We start from the raw sequence: 22983 nt of genomic DNA on the forward strand, positions 1-22983 counted from the left end.
TAATCGTTTTGAACCCGCCTTATTATTTTATATCTGTCTTTCAGATTAATAGCCGTTATAACTGGATGATGAAGTTGCACCCTGACCATTATCCGTATTTGTTTGACTCGTTTGCAGTTTGGATGATTTGCTTAAACCAAGTGATGATCGAATGTCATTGGAAACTCTTAACAATTCCTTTTGTGGCACAACTTGGTAGGAGAGACCATCGATCATGGCATTTTCACCCTGAAGGGTTTGTGACTTGATATGATGGGTTGCATCGCCATACTTGGCACGAACGGCAATCATATCGTCAAATGTCATATCCGTCTTCATATTGCCTGATAATGATGAAAGGATTGATTTGTAACGTGGTAGTGAAGTGATGTTTAAACCTTTCATGACAAGTTTCTTGATGATCTGACGTTGACGGACCTGACGACCATAATCGCCAAGTGGATCATCGTCACGCATTCTTGAATAGTCCAAGGCTTCACGGCCGTTTAAATGAACCTTCTTGCCTTTTACAACGTTCGCTGCTCCGTACTGGAACGTCAATGGTGGCTTAACATCAACACCACCGACGGCATTAACCATCTTTTCCAATCCACCCATGTTGATAATCGCATAGAAATCGATTGGGATGTCGAGAAGGTTTTGAACAGTTTTAACAGCTGTTCCGGCACCGCCAATTGTATAAGCGGCGTTAATCTTCTCATATTGCTGAGTGTCGCCGGGAACAACCACTTTGGTATCCCGGGCAATACTAGTTAAATGAATGGTTTTTTTCTTTGGGTTGATTGAAGCGACAATCATGGTATCGGTTCGACCGGTATCATGTCGGCCCAAAGCACCGGTATCGGTACCAAGCAGCAGGATTGAAAGCGGCTTGCCCTTTTGAATAACCGACGACACGTTTCGTGCCTTTGAGACGTTGGTGGAGTCATAGGTCTTTTTAAAAGTATTCTTGGCACTGTTATAAGCACCGTAGCCCCAAACCAGGCCACCACCAAGCGCGACTAACAGAACAAAGAAAATGCTCCAGCCGATAATCCTTCTTCGGCGGTGATTCTTTTGCTTATAGTGTGGCTTTTTATCAGCCCTTCGGGAATATACAGGTTCAAATTCGTTTTTGTTATCTTTATGTGATGGCATAAATGACTCCTCGTTTACAAAAAATTCTTACAAAAGTATATTGCAGATTCACATCGGTTTGCGGAAATCTGAGGTTATTTAAACATTATTTAATAATTGTAACATCAGTTGTTCCAAACGTGTTCTATTATACCAAAAATTATAGTCAGCTGTGGATTCTAATTGTGTTATAATAATTCATTGTTATTGATTTTTAGAATTGAGGAATGTTTATGGGTGTATTTTATAACGCAGTTTCCGGAGTCTTGATCATTTTGATCATGATTGCCTTAGGTTTTATATTGGCCAGAAATGACTGGTTTGATGGGAAAATGACCAGTATGATAGCCCGTTTGGTAACTCAGGTGGCGTTGCCGGCGTATATGATTTCCACGATCATGGAAAAGTTTACCGCAAAGAAGCTGCTGACGACGCTTCCTGATTTGTTTTTTCCAATCATCTCAATGCTGCTTCTTTATGTTGTATCCATTTTAGTTGTGAAGTTTGCGAAGATTCCAAAGATGCATTCAGGCTTGTTCATGTCGATGTTTTCCAACTCAAACACGGTTTTTGTTGGGCTGCCTGTCAACATGGCGTTGTTTGGAAAATCCAGTTTGCCATTTGTGTTGGTCTATTACATGGCCAATACGACGTTCTTCTGGACGCTGGGCGTTTACCTGATTCAAAAAGACGGTAAAGGTGAGGCATCATTTAATTGGAAGCAAACTTTAAAAAAAGTTTTTTCACCGCCACTTTTAGGATTCATGGTGGGGGTTGTTCTGGTATTGCTGCACGTCACGCTGCCTGACTTTTTAATGCAGGACTTCAATTACATAGGAAATTTAACTATTCCGCTTTCAATGATTTTTATTGGAATATCCATTAATAGCGTTGATCTCAGTAATATTCATTTTGATCGGAGCAACTTCTTGATTTTGTTTGGTCGGTTTATGTTGGCGCCAATTATCATGTCACTATTGGTGATTCCAACACCGCTTCCTGTATTGATGAAGCAAGTGTTTATCATGCAGTCGGCAATGCCGATCATGACCAATGCCCCGGTTGTTTCGCGACTTTACCATGCTGATTCCGAATACGCGTCAATTATGGTGGCCGAAACAACTTTACTCAGCTTGATTATGATTCCTGTTTTGATGGTCTTAGTTGAGAAGCTATAAAAGAAATGCTAAACTGAGTCTGTTTACAAGTTCCATGAGAGATTTGGATAGATTAGAAGGTGACTTCGGTCATCTTTTTTAAAATTATATTTGTGAACAAATTAATTTGAGTAAAGAAGATGTAAACGTGCCGACATTAGTAATCATGCGCCACGGAGAAAGTGAAGCTAATCGTGACAATATATTTACCGGTTGGAGTGATGTTTCATTAACTGAAAAGGGGATCAATCAAGCCCATACAGCTGGAAAAATCATTGCCAAGTCAAAAATTCAATTTGACGATGTTCATACTTCCTTTCTAAAGCGGGCAATCATTACCACAAATATTGTTCTGGACGAAATCAACCAAAACTTTATTCCCGAGCACAAGTCATGGCGACTCAATGAGCGGCACTATGGTGGTCTGCGCGGTAAAAACAAGTTAAAGGTTAAAGAACAGGTTGGTGCCAAGCAACTTAAAATCTGGCGGCGCAGCTTCACGGTGGTTCCGCCGCTTTTGACCAAACGGGATGAGGATTCCCGATATGATCGCTATGGTGTCAAGATTCCACTGGGTGAGAGCCTCCAGATGGCCCAGGAGCGGTTGATTCCATATTGGGTTGACCACATTGCCCCAAGGCTCTTAGATGGCAAGAATCAGCTCATTGTGGCTCATGGCAGCACACTGCGGGCCTTGATCAAGTTCTTGGAGAACATTTCCGATGAAGATATCCCAAACGTTGAGGTACCAAACGGAAAGCCAATCAGATATGATTTTGATCAACACTTAAATATCATCGATAAAAACTATATGGAATAAAAAATACGACAAATCAGAAAATCTGATTTGTCGTATTTATCTTTTATGGGATGAATGATTGATTTAAGCTAAAGCACCCATTGGGTCCCATGGCTTTAAGACAACCGGATCCTGCTTTTGGGCTTCAAGTTGAGCATCGGTAAGGTATTTCTTGTTAATAACGAATTGATAGACGAATTCATTCATCCAGTCATCGCTCATAACAAAGTAGCCTTTGGTACCAACTTTTTCTCCCCAGCTGTTTTCAACTTTCCATTTAGTTGGTTCACCGTTGACCAAATCAACACCGGTAATAACCATTGCGTGGGTCATTAAGCTTTCGCCATAATCCAAGCGCTCAGCTTTTGACATTGACAGGTCGGAGTCAAACATTTCGTCAGGTGCGTATAAGTTGGTATCCATGATTCCTTTTTTAGTATTTGAACTTTGACCAACATCACTACCGAACCAAACGGATTCGCCATTTTGCAATTGTTTGATGGCTAACTTCTTAAGTTCGGACATTTCCAAGTTTAAATGTTTAACGGGGCGGCCGTTGACAACGTTACCCAACATTTCAATTGTGTAGGTTTTATTGAATGGCTTGTCATCAGTTGGTGAATTAATCAATGATACGTAATCTTCAAGATTTAAGTTGACGTATTTTTTGAAGAATTCTTGGGGTGTAATGCCGGCATCAAAATGATAGTTCTTATCTTTGTCACGGTATTCAAAATCAAATTTGGTAGCAGGTTCACCGAGTGCATAAGTTAACATGCGGTAAACTTCATTCATCATGCTGTCTTTGGTTTCGGCAATCTTTTCGTCAGAAGCTTTATTGGCAACTAATTCCCGCAAAGCAACGGCGTCATGACGAAGTTTTAAGTTTAAAAATTTATTTAATTGAGCAGAACGACTGCTGTTAAATGTTTCAGGCATTGCTGACTTAGGAACGATTCCGTACTTTTCAATTAATGCACACAGCATGTCCCATTGACCACCGTCTTGTTGTGGGGTAGCCATCAGCCAGGCAACTTTTCGTGAATCAAGTGGCTGATCAGCAGTTTTCAAAACATTTTCCAAGAAATAATTTGATTTTTCAAATTTATCCCAGAAGTTGGTGTAGTTTTGAGAAAGCTCAAAGTCGTCGGGAACCTTGTAGGTGTTCATCAGGTGAATCCGCATGGTGTTTAATGCGGCAAACATCCAGCAGCGGCCACTTTGCTTTTGATCGGCAACTTTACCGGTTGAAAGATCAATTGAGAAAACGGGGGTCATTTTACCTTCTGCGGTAAAATCTTCACTACTCTCCAAAATGCCTTGGTGGGTAACGGCACGTTCAATCACTTTTGAATCTTTACGATTGTCAAGATTCTTTTGGTACTTACTAATTTGATCTAAATTAATTTCTGCTGTCAAAAATGATCACTCTCCTTAATAGAATATTATTTTACTCTCATTTATTAAAAAGGGCTAGTGAAGCAAAAAAATGGTAAATAAAAACAGCTGGCGGCAAATGTTCATCAACATGCCGTTCCAACTGTTAAGATGATTTATTTCATTAACGGGCTTTAATAATTTCCGGCCCATCTTTATGTCCCACGATAATTGTATTGACCAAGTCCAGGAACAGACCGTGCTCAATGATTCCAGTCATCTGATCTAATTCAAGTGCCAATTCATGAGGGTGCTTAATGTGGCCCAAATGAAGGTCGATGATGTAGTTGTCTGAGTCTGTAAGGAAATATTTATCGCCATTCATCCGAAAAACCGGGTGATAACCCTTTTTCTTTAATCGGCTGAAAAGAAGATTGCTGCCGTAGGGGATGACTTCAAGTGGAAGAGGAAATGATCCCAGTTCGTCGGCCATTTTAGTTTCGTCAACGATCCAGATGTTTTTGGTTGAATTGATTGCGACAATTTTTTCCCACAGTTGGGCGCCACCGCCACCTTTGATGCCTTGGTAATCGGGATCAATTTGATCGGCACCATCAATTGTCAAATCAATGTGATCAATTTCATTGATTGCTTTAGTTTGGATACCCAAGCTGTGGGCTTGTTCTTTGGTGCGTTCAGAAGTCGGCACCCCAACAATTGAAAGGTGTTCTTTTTTAACCCGTTCTCCGAGTGCATTAACCATAAACTTCATGGTTGAACCAGTGCCCAGCCCAACTACCATACCGTCTTCAATAAATTGAACAGCGGCTTCGCCAGCCAACTGTTTCAATTCGTCTTGATGTGTCATTATTGTCCCTCATTTCAAAGTTGTTTAAAGGTTTTACTATACTACAATACTGCGTTATTTTAACATTTTTGTCAATCAGTGCAAACTATAAAAACTTAGTTTATACTACAATAATAGAATATAACTCGAAAAGGAGCTAGTTAAATGAAACGTGGATTTGAAATTGTGACGAAATATGCCGAAAAAGGACTGACTTTACCGTACCGGACAACGACCAATGCGGCCGGATACGATTTTGAAAGTGCTGAAGAAATTGTGATTCCTTCAATTTGGAAATTAAATTTTTTGAAGGTCCTGTGGGCTGTTAAACATGAAAAGGATGTCTCAGAAACGTCCATTGACAAGGCGAAGAAAGTTTTAAAACCCTTTCTGATTCCAACCGGTATTAAAGCGTACATGCAGCCGGATGAGGTTCTCATTATTGCCAACCGATCCAGTAATCCGCTAAAAAGGGGACTTGTCATTCCAAATGGGATCGGGGTCATTGATTCGGATTACTACAACAATTCAGGAAACGAAGGCGAGATCTTCGTTCAAATTTTGAACTTTGGGATTTCCGATATCACAATTAAAAAGGGTGAACGAATTGCTCAGGGAATCTTTATGCCATATTTATTGGCAGATCAGGACGATCAGCAAAAAAAGCAGACTCGGAATGGTGGATTTGGTTCTTCAGGCAAATAATTTATAAGATGATGTAAAGTCGATTGTCATTCAGGCAAAGCTTATTCATAAAGTGCTAGAATATTTATAGTGTAAGTAAAAGGAGAATTTAGTTGGCAAAAGTTAAAACTCAATTTGTATGTCAAAACTGCGGCTACATTTCCCCAAGGTATTTGGGACGCTGTCCGAACTGTAATGAGTGGAACACCCTCGTTGAAGAAACCGTTGCACCGAAAAACAGTACCATGGCAACAAAGAGTTTGCGGCGAAATGGCATTCATGACAACAAACCCGAAGCAATCAATAAAGTTGAATTTCACCAAGACGTTCGTTTTAAGACTGATATGGAAGAGCTCAACCGAGTTCTTGGCGGCGGGGTTGTTCCCGGATCACTGATTTTAATCGGTGGCGATCCTGGAATTGGAAAATCAACGTTGATGCTGCAGGTTTCAGGTCAGCTTAGCAAGTCTGGTACCATATTATATGTATCCGGAGAGGAAAGTGCCTCGCAGATTAAGATGCGGGCCGATCGACTGGGTGTCAACAGTGATAACCTCTATGTTTATCCGGAAACCGATATGGACGTGATTAAGGATACAATCAATGATATGAAGCCGGATGCGGTGGTCATTGATTCTGTTCAAACCATGCAGATTCCTGAATTGCAGTCGGCTACCGGATCGGTTGCCCAGATCAGAGAAGTAACCGCTGACCTGATGAACATTGCCAAGGGTCAGGGCATTACGGTCTTTGTTGTCGGTCATGTGACCAAGGGTGGCGCGATCGCCGGACCAAAGATTTTGGAACACATGGTGGACACTGTCCTGTATTTTGAAGGTGATTTACATCACTCATACCGAATCTTGCGAACGGTTAAGAATCGATTTGGTTCAACCAATGAATTGGGTGTGTTTGAAATGCGGACCGATGGCTTGCGCGAAGTGAAGAACCCTTCGGAAATCTTTTTGGAAGAACGGCTTAAAGATGCGACTGGATCTGCCATTGTGGTATCAATGGAAGGAACCCGGCCAATTTTGGTTGAAATTCAGGCTTTGGTGACGGCTTCTGTATTCGGGAATGCCCAACGAACAGCTACTGGTCTTGACCGTAATCGGGTATCATTGATTATGGCAGTTTTGGAAAAGCGTGCCGGATTGATGCTTCAAAACCAGGATGCTTATTTAAAGGCTGCCGGCGGCGTTAAGCTTGATGAACCGGCAATTGATCTGGCAATCGCTGTTAGTATTGCTTCATCATACAAAAACCGGGGTACCAGTCCAACTGAGTGTTATGTCGGTGAACTTGGGCTTACCGGTGAGATTCGTCGGGTCACCAGGATTGAACAACGGGTTGCCGAGGCACAGAAATTGGGCTTTAAACGCGTGTTGGTGCCAGCCAACAATCTTCAGGGATGGAACCCACCAAAAGGTATCGATGTGGTGGGAGTTTCAACCCTTTCACAAGCATTAAAGCTTGCACTGGGATAAACTAAAAATGAGAGAAGGCGAAATTGTTGAAGAGAAAAAGAATTGTTAGAATTGTGTTTACGTTAGCCGGTGCTGCAATTGGTGCCAGTTATTTTCCTTTGATTTGGCTGTTATTCCAGGTCCGGTATGGAACCTTGTTCAACAACACTGCTACAAACGCAGTTGTGGGTGCAATTATTTTTTATTTTATTTCGTTGCTGACAGGGAACTATATCTTAAAAGTCGTTGATCGAATGGAAGCCCGTTTAACCAAGCAGAGTCCGTTATCGTTGTTCTTTGGAACATTGGGACTTATTGTCGGTTTAGTGGTTGCTATTTTGATCTCGATTGTGTTCTTTAGAACTCAGACATTCTTCTTGAATACAATGATCCCAACGATTTTGATGTTGGTATTGGGATATTTTGGATTCAGAATTGGAAACACTCAAAGCGATCGTTGGCGAAAGATGTTTCAATCTCGACGAAAGTCGGAGAATGCCAAAGAAAAAGATGAAAAGATTATTGATAAGCCCGTTGATAAGAATTATCACCACTATAAAATTCTTGATACCAATATTTTAATTGACGGTCGGATTTACGACGTTGTTAAAACCGGGTTTATTGAAGGGACATTGTTAGTACCAAAGTTTGTGTTGTATGAACTTCAGTACATTGCCGACTCCAGTGACAGTGTCAAACGGGTTCGTGGCCGTCGTGGCTTGGATATTTTGAACAAACTTCAAAATGAAAAATTAATTCCAATTGAGATTTACGAAAAGGATTATGAAGACATTCCAGAAGTTGATAGTAAGTTGATCCAACTTGCCAAAGATGTTGATGGTGTTATCATCACCAATGATTTCAACTTGAACAAGGTCATTCAGTTCCAAAACGTTAAGGTGTTCAATATTAATGCTCTGGCCAATTCACTTCGTCAGAAGATTTTACCCGGCCAGAAATTGAACGTCATGGTTGTCAAAAACGGAACTGAACGGCAGCAGGGTGTTGCCTACCTTGATGACGGCACAATGGTTGTTGTTGAAGACGGTCGTTACTTCTTAAATGATCACATTGATGTGGTTGTTACCAGCGCGATCCAAACCGATGCCGGAAAGATGGTTTTTGCCCGTCCTGAGCATTCCACCAAGAATATTACCGATAAAAATGATTCGGGGAAGAATAATGGCAACGGAAAAAACAGCTCCAATAGCAAGAAGTAGCTTTGCTCCCTTTATTTTTAGCAGCGTTCATTGTACACTTAAAATATTGACAAAATTTTGATTAATTTTAGAAAGAGGCGTTATACATTGGCAAACAATGCAATTCGAGTTCGTTATGCTCCAAGTCCTACAGGTCACCTGCATATCGGAAATGCACGTACAGCCATTTTCAACTATTTATTTGCCCGTCATAACAAGGGTAAGTTCATTATCCGGATCGAGGATACCGATACCAAGAGAAACGTTGCTGACGGTGAAAAGAGTCAGCTTGACAATTTGAAATGGCTCGGTCTTGACTGGGATGAAGGTCCCGATGTTGGCGGTGATTATGGTCCATATCGTCAATCTGAACGAAAAGATATTTATACACCACTTATTCAGCAGTTGATGGATGAGGGGAAAGCATATGAATCATACCGGACCGAGGAGCAGTTAACTGCCGATCGTGATGCTCAAAAGGCACGCGGTGAAATGCCTCATTATGAATATGAGTACGCCGGAATGACCGAAGACGAAAAGGCTCAAGCAATTGCCGATGCAAAAGCCAAGGGCTTAAAACCAGTTATTCGTTTCCGCGTTCCCAAGAATCATGATTACACATGGGATGATATCGTTAAGGGCAAGGTTTCATTTAACTCTGATACCATTGGCGGTGACTTTGTCATTCGTAAACGTGATGGCATGCCAACTTATAACTTTGCCGTTGTTTGTGACGACCATTTGATGAAAATCAGTCATGTCTTCCGTGGTGACGACCATGTTGCCAACACCCCAAAGCAATTGATGATCTATGAAGCATTTGGCTGGAAAGCACCAAAATTTGGCCACATGAGTCTGATTATCAGTGCCGATACCGGTAAGAAGTTAAGTAAACGTGACGAATCAGTTCTTCAGTTTATCGAACAGTATCGTAAATTGGGTTACCTTCCCGATGCTATGTTCAACTTCATCTTGTTGTTGGGCTGGTCACCAGTTGGTGAAGATGAAATCTTTAATAAAAAAGAATTCATCAAGATGTACGATGAAACTCGTTTGAGTAAATCTCCTGCCAAGTTTGATTCTAAAAAGTTGGAATGGATTAACAACCAGTACGTTAAAAAGGCCGATGACAGCACCATCGTTGATTTGGCTTTGCGTCAACTGATTGCAGGGGGCAACATTCCTGAAAATCCAGACAATAAGACAATTGAGTGGGCTCGTCAGCTGATCATGCTTTACAAGCGTGAAATGAGCTACATGGCTCAAATCAATGATATGGCTTCCGTGTTCTTCGAAGAACCTGATCAAATTGATGGTGATGCGTTGGCAGAAATTTCCAATGACACTGCACCCGTCGTTTTGAAAGAATTTCTTGCCAGAATTCAAAAACTTGATATTTTTGATTCCGTTGAGATCTTCAAGACAATCAAGGCTATCCAAAAGGATACCAAGATTAAGGGACGTCAATTATGGATGCCAATCAGAATTGCCGTTACCCATGAGATGCACGGTCCTGAATTACCAGAGTCCGTTGAACTTGTTGGTAAGCAAAAAGCAATTGAGCATATTAAAGAAACTTTAGCCCAAATTGATAAAGCTTAATTTATAAAAAATATTATTGATTCGATTGGTCTCGTTGCATTTACAGCGAGACCTTTTATTATGGATTATAGTTATCGTAATAAAAAAGTACGAATTATGATATTATTTGAGTATATAAAGATAAAAGAGAGGAATTCGAAATGTTGCAGATATTTAATACCCTCACACGAAAAAAAGAAAAATTTGAACCGATCACCCCAGGTGTCGTAAAAATGTATGTCTGTGGCCCAACTGTGTACAATTACATTCACATCGGAAATGCCAGAAGCGCGATCGCCTTTGATACTGTCCGCAGATACTTGGAGTATCGAGGGTATAAGGTGAAGTACGTTTCGAATTTTACTGATGTTGATGACAAGATGATTAACGCGGCTCGTGAAAATCACACAACTGTGGAAGCGATTGCGGATAAATATATTAAGGCATTTATGCAGGATACTGCTGCCTTGAATATTTCCAGTGATGTGATTCATCCACGGGCAACCCAAAATATTCCTGAAATCATTGATTTTGTAAAGAAACTCGTTGATAAGGGATATGCCTACAATGTTGACGGTGACGTTTATTTCCGGGCACGAAAATTTCCGAGCTATGGTGCTTTGCCACATATCAATGTTGACCAACTTGAAATTGGGGCCAGTCAGCATGTTAGTTCCGAAGAGATGGCCAAAAAGGAAGATCCAATTGATTTTGCACTCTGGAAGAAATCCAAGGGTGATGAGATTTCATGGGATTCTCCATGGGGAAAGGGTCGTCCCGGCTGGCACATTGAGTGCTCCGTCATGTCCACCAAGTACCTGGGTAAAACCATTGATATCCATGGTGGCGGTGAAGATTTAATTTTCCCACACCATGAAAACGAACGTGCTCAAAGTGAAGCCAACACTGGTCAAACCTTTGTTAACTACTGGATGCACAATGGTTTCGTTACAATTGGTGATGACAACGAAAAGATGAGCAAGTCCCTTGGCAACTTTATTACGGTTCATGATTTGTTAAAGAACCTGGACGGTCAGGTTATTCGCCTGTTGATGTCGACAACTCATTACCGTCGGCCGATTCAATACAGTGATGCCAGCGTTCAAGAAGCCAGCAGTAATCTGAAAAAAATTCAGACTGCATTTAATAATCTGACTTACCGTCTTCACAATGCTGATGAAGGTGATGATCCTAAGACTGACCAGGAAGTTCGCCAGATTGTTGCCGACTTTACCGATGCCATGGACGATGATTTCAACGTTCAAAATGGGATTGCTGCCGTTTATGAGTTGGCGAAATTTGCCAATACTTACAGCGAAAGAGAAACAGTATTCAAACTCAGCCTTCAGTTCATTATTAATACCCTGCGCGAACTGTCAGGGGTCTTTGGTATCAAGCTGGAACAGACTGAATTAAAAGATGATGAAATTTGGGCCTTGATTCATGAACGTGAACAAGCCCGTCATGACAAAGATTTCATCCGAAGTGATGAGATCCGGGAAGAATTAAAAGCCCGTGGCATTGTATTGGAAGATACCCCACAAGGCACCCGGTTTAGAAAGGAATAACAAGTTTAATGATTGATAATTTTGCCCAGTTAAACGGAATCGCCTTGGCATATATGGGGGATGCAGCTTACGAAGTCTTTATCCGTAGACATTTGATCGCCCAGGGTCTAACAAAGCCAAAACGTCTGCAGCACGTTGCAACCAACTATGTTTCTGCAAAAGCCCAAGCGGCCTTGATTGATTTAATGGAAACTGATGGCCTGCTTAATGAAACCGAATGGGACTATTTTAAACGCGGTCGAAACGCGAACAGTCACACCCATGCCAAGAACACCGATGTGATTACTTACCGCATTTCAACCGGCTTTGAAGCAGTATTTGGTTACCTGTCTTTGAGTGACCAAAATGATCGAATGAAAGAAATTGCAGACTGGTGCATTAAGCAGGTAGAAAGTGGGAACCTTAAACATGAAGAATGATAAGCGGAATCAGGAACATCAAAATGATAATGAGGATCACAGTGAAGAATTTGTGATCGGCCGACACCCCGTTGTTGCAGCATTGAAGAGCGACAATCCGGTCAACAAGCTGTTTATTCAATCGGGAATTAAAGATGATGATAATATCATCTCTGAAATTATGAAGTTGGCTCACAAAAAGCGCTTGGTAATTTCAAAAGTTCCCAAGCAAAAGCTGGATAAATTATCCAACAATCAGAACCATCAGGGCGTTGTCTTATCAATTGCGGCATTCAAATATGCAACAATCGCTGAACTATTTGCTAATGCCAAGAAGCAGGAAGCTGAACCATTCTTTGTGATTCTTGATAATATTGAAGATCCTCATAATCTTGGATCAATTATTCGGACGGCTGATGCTGCCGGGGTTTCCGGTATTATCATTCCCAAGCATCGAGCAGTTGGTTTGACTGCAACGGTTTCCAAGACATCCGCCGGAGCCATTGAAAGAGTGCCGGTTGCCCGGGTTACCAATCTTTCAGCAACCATCAAAGAGTTGAAACAACGTGGCATGTGGGTCTTTGGAACCGACATCTCTGGAACTGATTATCGTCGTTGGGATGCCAAAGGTTCAGTAGCCGTCATTATTGGTAATGAGGGAAAGGGCATTTCGCCATTGCTTAAAAAGCAGGTCGATGAAATGCTGACGATTCCGATGATTGGTGACATTCAAAGCTTGAATGCCAGCGTTGCGGCAAGTATCCTGATTTATCAAGGCTTTAATTCCCGTCATCCACTATAAAAATAATTGAAGCCGGTGATGAATAATGAAAGAAGACCTTTTAATAGTTGATGCTTACAACATGATTGGCAACTGGCCTCATTTGAACAAACTTAAGCAGGCAAATCGGTTGGAAGACGCAAGAGAGGAGCTTTTGGCCGAATTGTCGGAGTATAAAAAGTATCGGGACATCAATATGATTGTGGTTTTTGATGCCATGTATGTTCCGGGAAATTCTAAGAGCTTTCGCAAGTTTGACATGGAAATCGTCTGGACAAGCAAGGATCAAACTGCCGACAGCTATATTGAAGCCTTGGCCCATCGAAAGCAAAATCGATTTACCCAAGTGATCGTTGCCACCAGTGACCAGGCTGAGCAGTGGACGATTTTTGCTGCCGGCGCATTAAGAATCCCGGCACGAGAACTTCTCCGGGATGTTAAACGCGCTAAGCAGGAAGTGGATACCGAAGCTCGAAAGATGACTGATAAAGGCGAAGTCTTCAGACATACACCTTTTGATGCCAAACAGTTGCTTGAATTGGAAAAGCTCAGAGATAAAATGATGCATGATGATCAATAAAAATATCATTATTCTGATATTTTGAAATTGGTATAGGTATCATTTCAGGATAGTGAACAGCGGTTCGTCTTGTCGATAACGTTCTTCTTCGTTAATCTTTTTTGTATTCGAAAAATTGATTATAACCATAACGAAGGGAAGACAAAAATGGACTCAAAGAAATTATCTGAATTAATTGTACGGACCGCTCAAAAAGATGGGGAAGCTCTTACGGAACTTTTTCAAAAGTACTATCCAATTGTCGGGAAGTGCCGAAGAGAGTATTATTTACGTGGGTACGATAGAGAGGACCTTGACCAAGAAGCCAGGTTGGTCTTATATCGGACAGCCTGTCGATTTGATCCGTCGCGTAACGCCGGCTTTGGAACTTTTTACAGATTGAGTTTGAGAAATCGGTTCTATGACATGATTCGAACGACCAACGCCAAGAAGCGGGTTCCCAGTGAGCCGTTAACGTCGATTGAGGCAAATGAAACGCTGTATGCGGCAACGGTCGCTGATAAATCCGCAAGCAGCCCACTGATTGCAGCAATTGTGGATGAGGCTTTCAAAGAGTTGTCCAAGTGTTGTTCGGCTTTGGAAAAAGAAGCGTTCCGTTTAATGCTCACAGAACATGATTTTAGTGATCTTGATCCTAAAACCCAGCGCGCACTCGCGAATGCATTCGAGTGTTGCCGTCGTAAATTTGATGGTGGCATAATTGACTGAATTGTTTTTGAATGATATTATTACTATGCTTGTAAGGAGGTGCCACCATGGCACAAAGAAAAGTCGCTCTAGCTTGTTCAGTTTGTGGATCCCGGAACTATACGATTCCTGAAAATCCCAATCGGACAAAGCGCTTGGAGTTAAATAAGTTTTGCAAGTATTGCGGAAAGTATACTTTGCATAAAGAAACTCGTTAATCTTAAACGTAAGGGGATAAAATTTTGCGATTAATCAATTTTTTCAAAAAAGTTGCTCAAGAAATGAAAATGGTTACCTGGCCTGATGTTAATCAGACTCGCACCGATACCAGTACTGTTATTGGTACTTCAATCATCATGGCTATCTTTTTGGGCCTTGTTGACTGGATCGTTCAATGGGCATTGCAATTTCTTGCATAGCCATTTGAGCAAAAATTTGATATAGTTAAGTTGAAACCTGCGAAAAGTGTCAGGTTTTTTTATTTGAACTCATTTAAGATGAATTTACGAAGGAGCAGAAAACATGGTCGAGTCAGCAGAAAAACAATGGTACGTATTGCATACTTATTCCGGATATGAAAACAAGGTTAAGATGAACCTTGATAGCCGAAAAGAATCAATGGGCATGCAGGATTACATTTTTAGAACAGTCGTTCCGGAACAAGAGGAACACGAAGTTAAAAATGGTAAAGACAAAGTCAAAATGGAAAAGGAATTTCCCGGATATGTTTTGGTTGAAATGATCATGACTGACCAGGCTTGGTATATCGTCCGAAACACCCCAGGAGTAACTGGATTCGTTGGTTCTCATGGTCAAGGAAGTAAGCCAACACCACTGCTTCCAGACGAAGTTGATCTAGTGTTGAAACGTATCGGTATGAGTTCACGTCACGAAGACTTGGATGTCAGCATCGGTGATACAGTTAAAATCGTTGACGGTGCATTTACCGGACTTGATGGTAAAGTAAACGAAGTTGATAACGAAAAGCAACGACTGAAGGTTAATATTGAAATGTTTGGTCGTGAAACAAGTACCGACCTTGACTTTAATCAGATTGATACAAACCTTTAATTAAAGTAGGTGGTCACGATGGTATGGTTGGCCGTTGGACTGGTATTGTTGGCTTCAATCATATTGGCTGTTAGCAAAATAACTGCCCTTGGCAGGCCAAACCCGGTTAAGGATGATGAAGATCCAGCCAATATGTTGGAAGGCGTTCCGACGCTGTTTATTCCCGGGTACTTTGGCAACCGGTTTTCGTTTGGCAGATTGTTAAATCGAATGACCAAACGATATGGCGCTCACAAGTCAATGGTGGTCAAGGTGGACCGACATGGAAATATCCATGTCTCGGGGACGCTGAGCAAATCGAAGGCTTTGATTCAAATACTCTTTGCCAAAAAGGCTTCGAGACCCCAGGAACAGGCTGTCTGGTTATCGCAGATTCTTGACCTGCTCCAGACTCGTTATGGAATTCGAAAAGTCAATCTGGTCGGCTACTCCATGGGTTGTATTACCATTTTCTGGTTTCTAACCCATCAAAGCCAATCAGGTCTTGTAGCGGTTAAGCATGTCGTGGCAATTGCGGGACCGTTTAACGATTCCGAAATTGCCCGGAGTACCAATGAAGTGGATGCTTATCCATTGAGTCCCAAAGGGCCAGTCAAAAGAATGCCAATTTATCGAGCATTGGCCAAACGGATATTTGAAATTCCCAAGGATATTAAAGTCTTGAACATTGCTGGAAGGATCAGTAACCTTCAGCAGGACGATGGGGAAGTTTCGGTCAATAGTGCCTTTTCACTGAGATATCTTTTGCGGGAACCAGTCGCACAATACCATGAACTGGTTATCCGCGGAAAGCGGGCCAGTCACCGGCTGCTCCATGAGAATGCAATCGTGGACGCAAGTATTGCAAAATTTATTTGGAATCTTTAATTTAGGTTGTTCAATGAAAATGTTTATGTTATATTAGTATGGTATGTTTAAGCATACGAACGTGGGAGGAGAAATTTTGATCTCCACTTACCACACACGGACTTAAGGAGGTTATGTCTCGTGGCTAAAAAAGTAGCTAATATCGTTAAATTGCAAATTCCAGCGGGCAAAGCAACACCTGCCCCTCCAGTTGGTCCTGCATTAGGTCAAGCAGGTATCAACATCATGGGATTCACTAAGGAATTTAATGCACGTACTGCCGATCAGGCAGGGATGATTATTCCTGTTGTTATCACTGTGTATGAAGATCGTTCATTCGACTTCATTACCAAGACTCCACCTGCTGCTGTTTTACTCAAGAAAGCTGCTGGTGTTCAAAAGGGTTCCGGCGAACCAAATACTAACAAGGTTGCAACTGTTACAAAAGACCAAGTTAAGAAGATTGCCGAAACTAAAATGAAAGACCTAAACGCAGCTGATGTTGAAGCAGCAATGCGCATGGTTGAAGGTACTGCACGTAGCATGGGCTTCACTGTCGAAGGATAGTTTAACCCGCTATATAAGTACTTTCTACGATGATGCACTGTTTCACATCGCGTGGGAGGTTAATCCGTTATAACCACAAAGCAAGGAGGAAAACACACATGGCTCATAGAGGTAAAAATTACAAGGCAGCTGTCGCAAAGATAGATGCTGAAAAAGCATACCCAATCAAAGATGCTGTTCAATTGATTAAAGATATTGATTTTGCAAAGTTCGACTCAACTGTCGAAATTGTATTCAAATTAAATGTTGATACTAAGCAGGCTGATCAACAATTACGTGGTGCCGTTGTTTTACCAAACGGAACTGGTAAAGATCAAACTGTTGTTGTATTTGCAAAAGGTGACAATGCCAAAGCAGCTAAAGATGCTGGTGCTGACTTTGTCGGTGACGCTGACTTGGTTCAAAAGATTCAAGGCGGCTGGCTTGATTTCGATGTTGCAATTGCAACACCTGACATGATGGCTCAAGTTGGACGTTTAGGTCGTGTTCTTGGACCTAAAGGTTTGATGCCAAACCCTAAGACTGGAACTGTTACTATGGATGTTGCCAAAGCCGTTAAAGAATCTAAGGCTGGTAAGGTTACTTACCGGACTGACCGTGATGGTAACGTTGCTGTCCCAGTTGGTAAAGTTTCATTTGATACCGACAAACTTGTTGGTAACTTAAAGACAATTGAGGATGTTATCGTAAAGGCACGTCCAGCTTCTGTTCGTGGTATTTACGTAACCAACGTTTCAATTTCAACTACATTTGGCCCTGGCGTCAAAGTTGATCTTGGCTCATTTGCAAGTGATGAAGCTTAATTAGTTTCGATTTAAATAAAAAATCCCTAATTGACGGTTTATGACCTAGTGTGATAGACTGTTAGTTGCTGATATATTCGCCTAAGACTCAGGTGGCTTCCATGCCTTAATATCCTGCCGAGGAAAGTAATTCTACTTTTTTCCTATGTCTGGGTGGGCATAGGGATTTTTTATTAAATCCCAACAAATATTTTGGGAGGTGAAATTCGTGAGTGAAAATGCTGTTGCTGTTAAAGCAAAAAAGGTTGAAGCTGTTACTGAAGAATTAAAGAAAGCTTCTTCTATCGTTATTGTTAACTATCGTGGTTTAACTGTTGCTGAAGTTACTGACTTGCGTAAGCAGTTACGTGACGAAGGCGTAAAGATGGAAGTTGTTAAGAACAAGGTAATGGATCGTGCCGCTGTTAATGCCGGCTTTGAAGATTTGAAGCCAACATTTGCAGGTCCTACTGCTGTTGTATTCTCATCTGAAGATCCTGTTGCTGGACCTAAGATTGTCCACAACTTTGCAAAGACTAACGACCAACTTAAACTTAAGGGTGGCGTTATCGATGGTGAAGTTGCCAGTCTTGATGAAATTACTGCTTATGCTGCATTGCCTAGCCGTGATGAATTGTTATCTACTCTTGCTAACATTCTTCAAGCACCTGTACGTAACTTCGCATATGGTGTTAAAGCTATTGCTGATAAGAAACAATCTGACGATGGCGACGCTGCCTAATCAGAACTAAATAAATTCCAATTAATGGAGGAAAATAAAATGGCTTTTGATAAAGATAATATTATTGACCAATTAAAAGATGCTTCAATTTCTGACCTTAACGACTTGGTTAAGTCAATTGAAGACGAATTCGGTGTTTCTGCATCAGCTCCAGTTGCTGCTGCAGGTGCTGCTGGTGGCGACGGTGCTACCAAAGACTCATACGATGTTGAATTAACTGAATCTGGTGACCAAAAGGTTAAAGCCATCAAGGCTATCCGTGACATCACCGGTCTTGGTTTGAAAGACGCTAAAGGACTTGTTGATAAGGTTCCATCAATCATCAAGGAAGGCGCTTCAGAAGACGAAGCCAACAAGATCAAGGAACAACTTGAAGCCGTTGGTGGAACTGTTACCCTTAAGTAGTCATTTAACTACTGGTAATAATTTCAAAAACTGTGTATCGACATTGTCGGTACACAGTTTTTTTGTGCACCTTAGTTGTATGGTAAAGAATTAATTGTCATAATGGACCAAGAGTGATTATTCCAAATGAAATGATGGTGAATCTATGTTGAAAAAGATATTAAATTTCATAGATAAGCGAATGACACTGATTAAGCTGCTATTTGTGTTCTCAGTATTAATCTTTGTCGTTCGACAACTTGCAAAAATTATTCGGGAAGTAAATGGGAACCAATTTCAGACGGTCTTGGCCAGCCAAAGCAAGGGTGCACTGTTGATCATGCTGGTAGTGGGCTTCATCTCCATTCTGCCAATGCTGGTTTACGATTATTCAATCGTCCAATTTTTACCAACAAAATTTTCACCGACGTACATAGTTCGAAGCGGTTGGGTTGTTAACACCTTTACGAATCTTCTAGGGTTTGGTGGTTTACTCGGAGCGAGTCTCCGAGCCCACTTTTATGGCAAGGGTGCCAGCCGAAAAGAGATTGTTTACGCAATCTCTAAAGTGGCATTATTTTTGATATCAGGACTTTCTTTGCTTTGTCTGGTATCGCTTATTATGATTTTTGGCTTTGGAATTGGCTCAACTTTTGCCCACTATTGGATCTGGCTTACTGGGGGTGCAATATATTTTCCTGGCGTCATGCTGTTTACCAAAATGACAAATTCCGAATTCTTCAGTGATCTTTCCACCAAGCAAGAGTTGATTATGACGGCAGGGTCATTTCTGGAGTGGGGAAGTGCATTGGGCTTCTTTGTTCTCATTGGTCACTTAATGGACTTACCCGTTGACCTACGATTAGTTGTCCCAATTTTTGTTGTTGCCAACGTTGCCGGAGTTGTTTCAATGATCCCCGGTGGATTGGGTTCTTTTGATATCTTCGTGATCATTGGCCTGGGCTTTATTGGCGTTGCCCGGAGTGATGCTTTGGTATGGATCCTTTTATATCGTCTGTTCTACTATTTATTGCCATTTCTTGTTGGAACCGGGTTGTTTGTTCATGATACCGGAACTAAGCTGAATACCTTTCTTGACGATTTACCAAGGTTGCTGATCCAACGGATTGCTCAAGTGTTTTTGACCGGCTTCATGTATTTCTCCGGCATTATGATGCTGCTGTTTGCGACCGTGCCGAACGTTGTCATTGTCAATAAGCTCTACGTCAAATTGATTCCTTACTCGATATTCTTCGTCAGCCATATTATGAACATTGTGGTGGCCTTTTTATTGATCGGTTTAGCCAGTGGAATTTGGACACGGACCAAGCGTGCATTTATGCCAACTGTTTTTGTACTGATTGTTTCAATCTTCAATACCTGGTTTAACGAGGCATTCACTTGGCGGATGGTTTTACTTTTCGTTGTTATCTTGATTACCCTTTGGTTGTCCAAATCAGTCCTTTACCGTGAACGAATGGCAAATTCCTGGGGCATCCTGTTGTTTAATAGTTCAATTTTCATTGTGACGTTTACGACCTATACCTTAATTGGAATTGCTGCAAACAAAAGAATGCCGCTTCATTTTGACAAAGCTTACCTGTTTCCTTCAGCCGGAGCGTGGTTAGCTGGTTTTATTGGCCTTATTATCGTGCTCATCGTCTTGGTGGGAATCAATGCGTATCTGACTGCTGGACATCCAGAATGGCTTGGACAGCGTTTTGACGCTAACAGGGTCAGGGCGATTATCAACCAGTATGGTGGTAACGAAGATAGTCATTTGGCTTTCTTGCGTGATAAACAGATTTACTTTTACTCAGAAGATGGTGTCGACGAGGTCTTCTTCATGTATAAGAAGATCGCTGATAAGCTGTTGATCATGGGTGAACCCGTCGGCAATAAAGAAAAATTTAGTGCTGCAATTGATGATTTTGTCAAAGCAGCCGATGAATCTGATTTGAAGCTAGTCTTTTATGAGATTAACGAAGACTTGACCATGAGTTTACACGAAACCGGATTTGATTTTATTAAAACCGGTGAGGACGGACTGGTTGATTTGGATACCTTCACGCTCAGTGGTAAACGCCACCGAGGTGAAAGAGCCCTCATGCATAAATTTGATCGAGAGGGATATCAGTTTGAAATTCTGCAGCCACCGTTCTCAGATGATTTAATGGCAACTTTGAAAGAGATATCAGATGAATGGCTTGATAATAAAGCTGAAAAGGGATTTTCTCTTGGCTTTTTCGATACTTATTATTTGCAGCAAGCACCAATTGCTGTCATGAAAGATAATACCGGTAAAATTGTGGCTTTTGCCAATCTCATGCCGGATGGTAATAAGGTCACGACTTCCATTGATTTGATGCGTTCATCGGCTGACGCGCCATCTGGAATCATGGATGGTATCTTAATTAATCTATACGAAACTTCTCATGAGAAAGGCTACAAGTATTTTGATCTGGGAATGTCGCCATTTTCAAATGTGGGAACCTCCAGATTCAGCTTTACTCAGGAGAGAATTGTTCATCTCATTTATCAGTATGGTTACAAGCTCTATAGTTTTGAAGGCTTGCGCTCCTATAAAGAGAAGTACGTTGATAAATGGGAATCCAAGTACATCGCTTATTACAGGCGAAGCGGGTTGGTGTTTGCAGTTTTGCAAATCATTTTGGTTGTTAATCAACCACGAAATAAAAAGCCGGCTGGATTGTCAAAAGCACTCATGTATGTTTTGGATGCCAGTCGACCAAAGTAGTCTTCAAAAGAGGAGGCAATTTTCTAAGAATCATGAAAGCCGTTTGTTTCTGATTTAGAGAAATATTATTCAACAAAATAATAGGACCGAAACAAGATGCTTGTTTCGGTCCTATTTGGATATCCAAAGATGAAAATTGAAGAATGATACTTTTTCATAAATGTTTACTGAAGTTTACTCAGACATAAACCGGTTTGTTTGCAAAAAAATAAAGCGTTTTCAAAAAATCTGATTGGAATTCACAAAGCAAATGTTGAAATGCTTGATATTCAAGCCTATCAAGGATTTATATTTGGATTTTGAAAGTTGGATAATTGTGAAGTTAAGGTTGACAACGCTGCCAAAATGAGTTAAATTTTGGTTAGTAAAGTTTACTAAAAATATAAGTAGAGGGATGAAACTTATGATTTCTGATGACGTAAAAAAAGAATTTAACGACCAATTTGGCTATGACTCAACCAGGATGTTCTTTTCACCTGGTCGAATTAACTTAATCGGTGAGTATACTGACTTTAACGGTGGGCACGTTTTCCCATGTGCAATCAGCATGGGGATTTACGCAGCTTACGGTGAACGCAAGGATAATAAAATCCGCATGTACTCCGGTAATGTTCCGGATGCTGGCATTGTTGAACTTTCACTCGATGACCTTTCATATAAAAAGGCTGACAGTTGGACCAACTATCCAAAGGGGATGATGGTTCAGATTATCGAACATGGTTATAAGATTGGCCATGGTTTCGATCTTGCCTTATATGGTAATTTACCAGATGCCGCCGGCTTGTCATCATCAGCAGCTATTGAGTTGTTAACCGGTGAAATTATCAACGATGTCTTCTCATTGGGCATCAGTGAACTTGATTTGGTTAAATATGGCCAACTGGTTGAGAACAAGTACATTGGCGTTAATTCAGGAATCATGGATCAATTCGCCATCGGAATGGGTAAGAAAGATCAAGCTGTACTGCTTGATACCAATACCCTTGATTATGAATACGTTCCCGTTAAGATGGGCGACCGTGTCATTGTCATCATGAATACTAAGAAGCATCGTGAACTTCAAGATTCCAAGTACAACGAACGTCGTTCACAATGTGAGGAAGCTTTGAAACGGCTTCAAGTTAAATTACCAATCAAATCATTAGGTGATTTGACAGAAAGCGAGTTCGACGAAAATAGTTATTTGATCAATGATGACATTTTGATTCGTCGTGCCCGTCATGCGGTCTTTGAAAATCAACGAACATTGCAAGCAAAGGATGCATTGGTTAACAATGACCTGGAAACATTTGGTAAGTTAATCAACGCTTCTCATGTTTCACTTCATTATGATTTTGAAGTAACCGGTAAAGAGTTGGATACATTAGCAGAAACTGCTTGGAAACAGCCTGGAGTTGTCGGTGCCCGTATGACCGGTGCCGGATTTGGTGGCTGTGCCATTGCCATTGTTGACCGTGACAAGGTTGATGCCTTTAAGGAAAACGTTGGCAAAGTCTATGAAAAAGAAATTGGTCATCCAGCAGAATTCTACATTGCAGAAATTTCAGATGGTCCTAAAGAGATTAAGTAATTGATTGATTAGAAGGAGGATAT

24 protein-coding genes and 1 other annotated feature are annotated in these 22983 nt (G+C 41.2%); of the genes, 21 read left to right on the forward strand and 3 right to left on the reverse strand.

The features are described from left to right. Positions 1-45: 45 nt before the first annotated feature. Entirely contained in the window at positions 46-1137 is a 1092-nt protein-coding gene (locus LKE01_RS05565; protein WP_056982919.1) for an LCP family protein, read from the reverse strand. Positions 1138-1349: 212 nt separating this feature from the next. On the opposite strand from LKE01_RS05565, the gene LKE01_RS05570 reads away from it, so the two are divergent. Continuing rightward, on the forward strand, positions 1350-2294 hold the full coding sequence (locus tag LKE01_RS05570; protein WP_056982921.1) for an AEC family transporter: 945 nt from the start codon (positions 1350-1352) through the stop codon (positions 2292-2294). Positions 2295-2421: 127 nt separating this feature from the next. Then, complete coding sequence (locus LKE01_RS05575; protein ID WP_056982922.1) at positions 2422-3093, forward strand: 2,3-bisphosphoglycerate-dependent phosphoglycerate mutase; 672 nt, start codon at positions 2422-2424, stop codon at positions 3091-3093. Between the two features lie 63 nt (positions 3094-3156). On the opposite strand, the gene LKE01_RS05580 is transcribed toward LKE01_RS05575, so the two are convergent. After that, on the reverse strand, positions 3157-4491 hold the full coding sequence (locus LKE01_RS05580) for a C1 family peptidase (protein WP_056982924.1): 1335 nt from the start codon (positions 4489-4491) through the stop codon (positions 3157-3159). A gap of 142 nt (positions 4492-4633) precedes the next feature. Beyond that, positions 4634-5317, reverse strand: coding sequence for a ribose-5-phosphate isomerase RpiA (gene rpiA, locus LKE01_RS05585; RefSeq protein ID WP_056982926.1), 684 nt, complete (start codon positions 5315-5317; stop codon positions 4634-4636). A 144-nt stretch (positions 5318-5461) separates the two neighbouring features. On the opposite strand from rpiA, the gene LKE01_RS05590 reads away from it, so the two are divergent. From LKE01_RS05590 to LKE01_RS05680, 19 genes are all read left to right on the forward strand, one after another. Continuing rightward, positions 5462-6001 (forward strand): dCTP deaminase/dUTPase family protein, encoded by a 540-nt coding sequence (locus LKE01_RS05590; protein WP_054769178.1) that lies wholly within the window; start codon positions 5462-5464, stop codon positions 5999-6001. A gap of 92 nt (positions 6002-6093) precedes the next feature. Continuing rightward, positions 6094-7467, forward strand: a complete 1374-nt coding sequence (radA, locus tag LKE01_RS05595) for a DNA repair protein RadA (protein WP_056982928.1) — start codon at positions 6094-6096, stop codon at positions 7465-7467. 23 nt (positions 7468-7490) lie between these two features. Continuing rightward, positions 7491-8666: a PIN/TRAM domain-containing protein gene (locus LKE01_RS05600; RefSeq protein ID WP_056982931.1), complete on the forward strand. Its 1176-nt coding sequence runs from the start codon at positions 7491-7493 to the stop codon at positions 8664-8666. An 87-nt stretch (positions 8667-8753) separates the two neighbouring features. Then, positions 8754-10247: a glutamate--tRNA ligase gene (gltX, locus tag LKE01_RS05605; RefSeq protein WP_056982933.1), complete on the forward strand. Its 1494-nt coding sequence runs from the start codon at positions 8754-8756 to the stop codon at positions 10245-10247. Between the two features lie 140 nt (positions 10248-10387). Beyond that, positions 10388-11794, forward strand: a complete 1407-nt coding sequence (gene cysS, locus LKE01_RS05610) for a cysteine--tRNA ligase (RefSeq protein ID WP_056982935.1) — start codon at positions 10388-10390, stop codon at positions 11792-11794. Between the two features lie 8 nt (positions 11795-11802). Next, positions 11803-12213, forward strand: a complete 411-nt coding sequence (locus LKE01_RS05615; protein WP_054769179.1) for a Mini-ribonuclease 3 — start codon at positions 11803-11805, stop codon at positions 12211-12213. Then, positions 12203-12994 (forward strand): 23S rRNA (guanosine(2251)-2'-O)-methyltransferase RlmB, encoded by a 792-nt coding sequence (rlmB, locus tag LKE01_RS05620; protein WP_054769180.1) that lies wholly within the window; start codon positions 12203-12205, stop codon positions 12992-12994. Before LKE01_RS05615 ends, rlmB begins: the two co-directional genes overlap by 11 nt. 25 nt (positions 12995-13019) lie before the next feature. Continuing rightward, positions 13020-13553 carry an NYN domain-containing protein gene (locus LKE01_RS05625; protein WP_054769181.1) on the forward strand — a complete coding sequence of 178 codons (534 nt, stop codon included), beginning with the start codon at positions 13020-13022 and terminating at the stop codon, positions 13551-13553. A gap of 147 nt (positions 13554-13700) precedes the next feature. Beyond that, entirely contained in the window at positions 13701-14261 is a 561-nt protein-coding gene (locus tag LKE01_RS05630) for a sigma-70 family RNA polymerase sigma factor (RefSeq protein ID WP_054769182.1), read from the forward strand. 47 nt (positions 14262-14308) lie between these two features. After that, positions 14309-14458: a 50S ribosomal protein L33 gene (rpmG, locus tag LKE01_RS05635; protein WP_082619762.1), complete on the forward strand. Its 150-nt coding sequence runs from the start codon at positions 14309-14311 to the stop codon at positions 14456-14458. Between the two features lie 24 nt (positions 14459-14482). Beyond that, the gene (gene secE / locus LKE01_RS05640; RefSeq protein ID WP_054769183.1) at positions 14483-14659 is read left to right on the forward strand and encodes a preprotein translocase subunit SecE; all 177 of its coding nucleotides are present in this window, start codon (positions 14483-14485) and stop codon (positions 14657-14659) included. A gap of 103 nt (positions 14660-14762) precedes the next feature. Then, positions 14763-15311: a transcription termination/antitermination protein NusG gene (gene nusG, locus LKE01_RS05645; protein WP_056982937.1), complete on the forward strand. Its 549-nt coding sequence runs from the start codon at positions 14763-14765 to the stop codon at positions 15309-15311. 18 nt (positions 15312-15329) lie between these two features. Then, positions 15330-16178 (forward strand): alpha/beta hydrolase, encoded by an 849-nt coding sequence (locus LKE01_RS05650; protein WP_054769184.1) that lies wholly within the window; start codon positions 15330-15332, stop codon positions 16176-16178. A 120-nt stretch (positions 16179-16298) separates the two neighbouring features. Further along, complete coding sequence (gene rplK, locus LKE01_RS05655; RefSeq protein WP_054769185.1) at positions 16299-16724, forward strand: 50S ribosomal protein L11; 426 nt, start codon at positions 16299-16301, stop codon at positions 16722-16724. Positions 16725-16822: 98 nt separating this feature from the next. Continuing rightward, the gene (gene rplA / locus LKE01_RS05660; RefSeq protein WP_056982939.1) at positions 16823-17527 is read left to right on the forward strand and encodes a 50S ribosomal protein L1; all 705 of its coding nucleotides are present in this window, start codon (positions 16823-16825) and stop codon (positions 17525-17527) included. 62 nt (positions 17528-17589) lie between these two features. Further along, positions 17590-17708: a sequence feature (ribosomal protein L10 leader region), on the forward strand. Between the two features lie 27 nt (positions 17709-17735). Then, positions 17736-18248, forward strand: coding sequence for a 50S ribosomal protein L10 (rplJ, locus tag LKE01_RS05665; RefSeq protein WP_056982941.1), 513 nt, complete (start codon positions 17736-17738; stop codon positions 18246-18248). Positions 18249-18287: 39 nt separating this feature from the next. Further along, complete coding sequence (gene rplL / locus LKE01_RS05670) at positions 18288-18653, forward strand: 50S ribosomal protein L7/L12 (RefSeq protein WP_056982943.1); 366 nt, start codon at positions 18288-18290, stop codon at positions 18651-18653. Between the two features lie 145 nt (positions 18654-18798). Beyond that, a complete protein-coding gene (gene mprF, locus LKE01_RS05675) occupies positions 18799-21390 on the forward strand; it encodes a bifunctional lysylphosphatidylglycerol flippase/synthetase MprF (RefSeq protein ID WP_225364650.1) in 2592 nt (863 codons plus the stop codon). Between the two features lie 403 nt (positions 21391-21793). Next, positions 21794-22960: a galactokinase gene (locus LKE01_RS05680; RefSeq protein WP_179286798.1), complete on the forward strand. Its 1167-nt coding sequence runs from the start codon at positions 21794-21796 to the stop codon at positions 22958-22960. Positions 22961-22983: the final 23 nt, after the last annotated feature.

Origin of the sequence: Lentilactobacillus kefiri (assembly GCF_007989105.1) — a bacterium.
Taxonomy (GTDB): Bacteria; Bacillota; Bacilli; order Lactobacillales; family Lactobacillaceae; genus Lentilactobacillus; species Lentilactobacillus kefiri.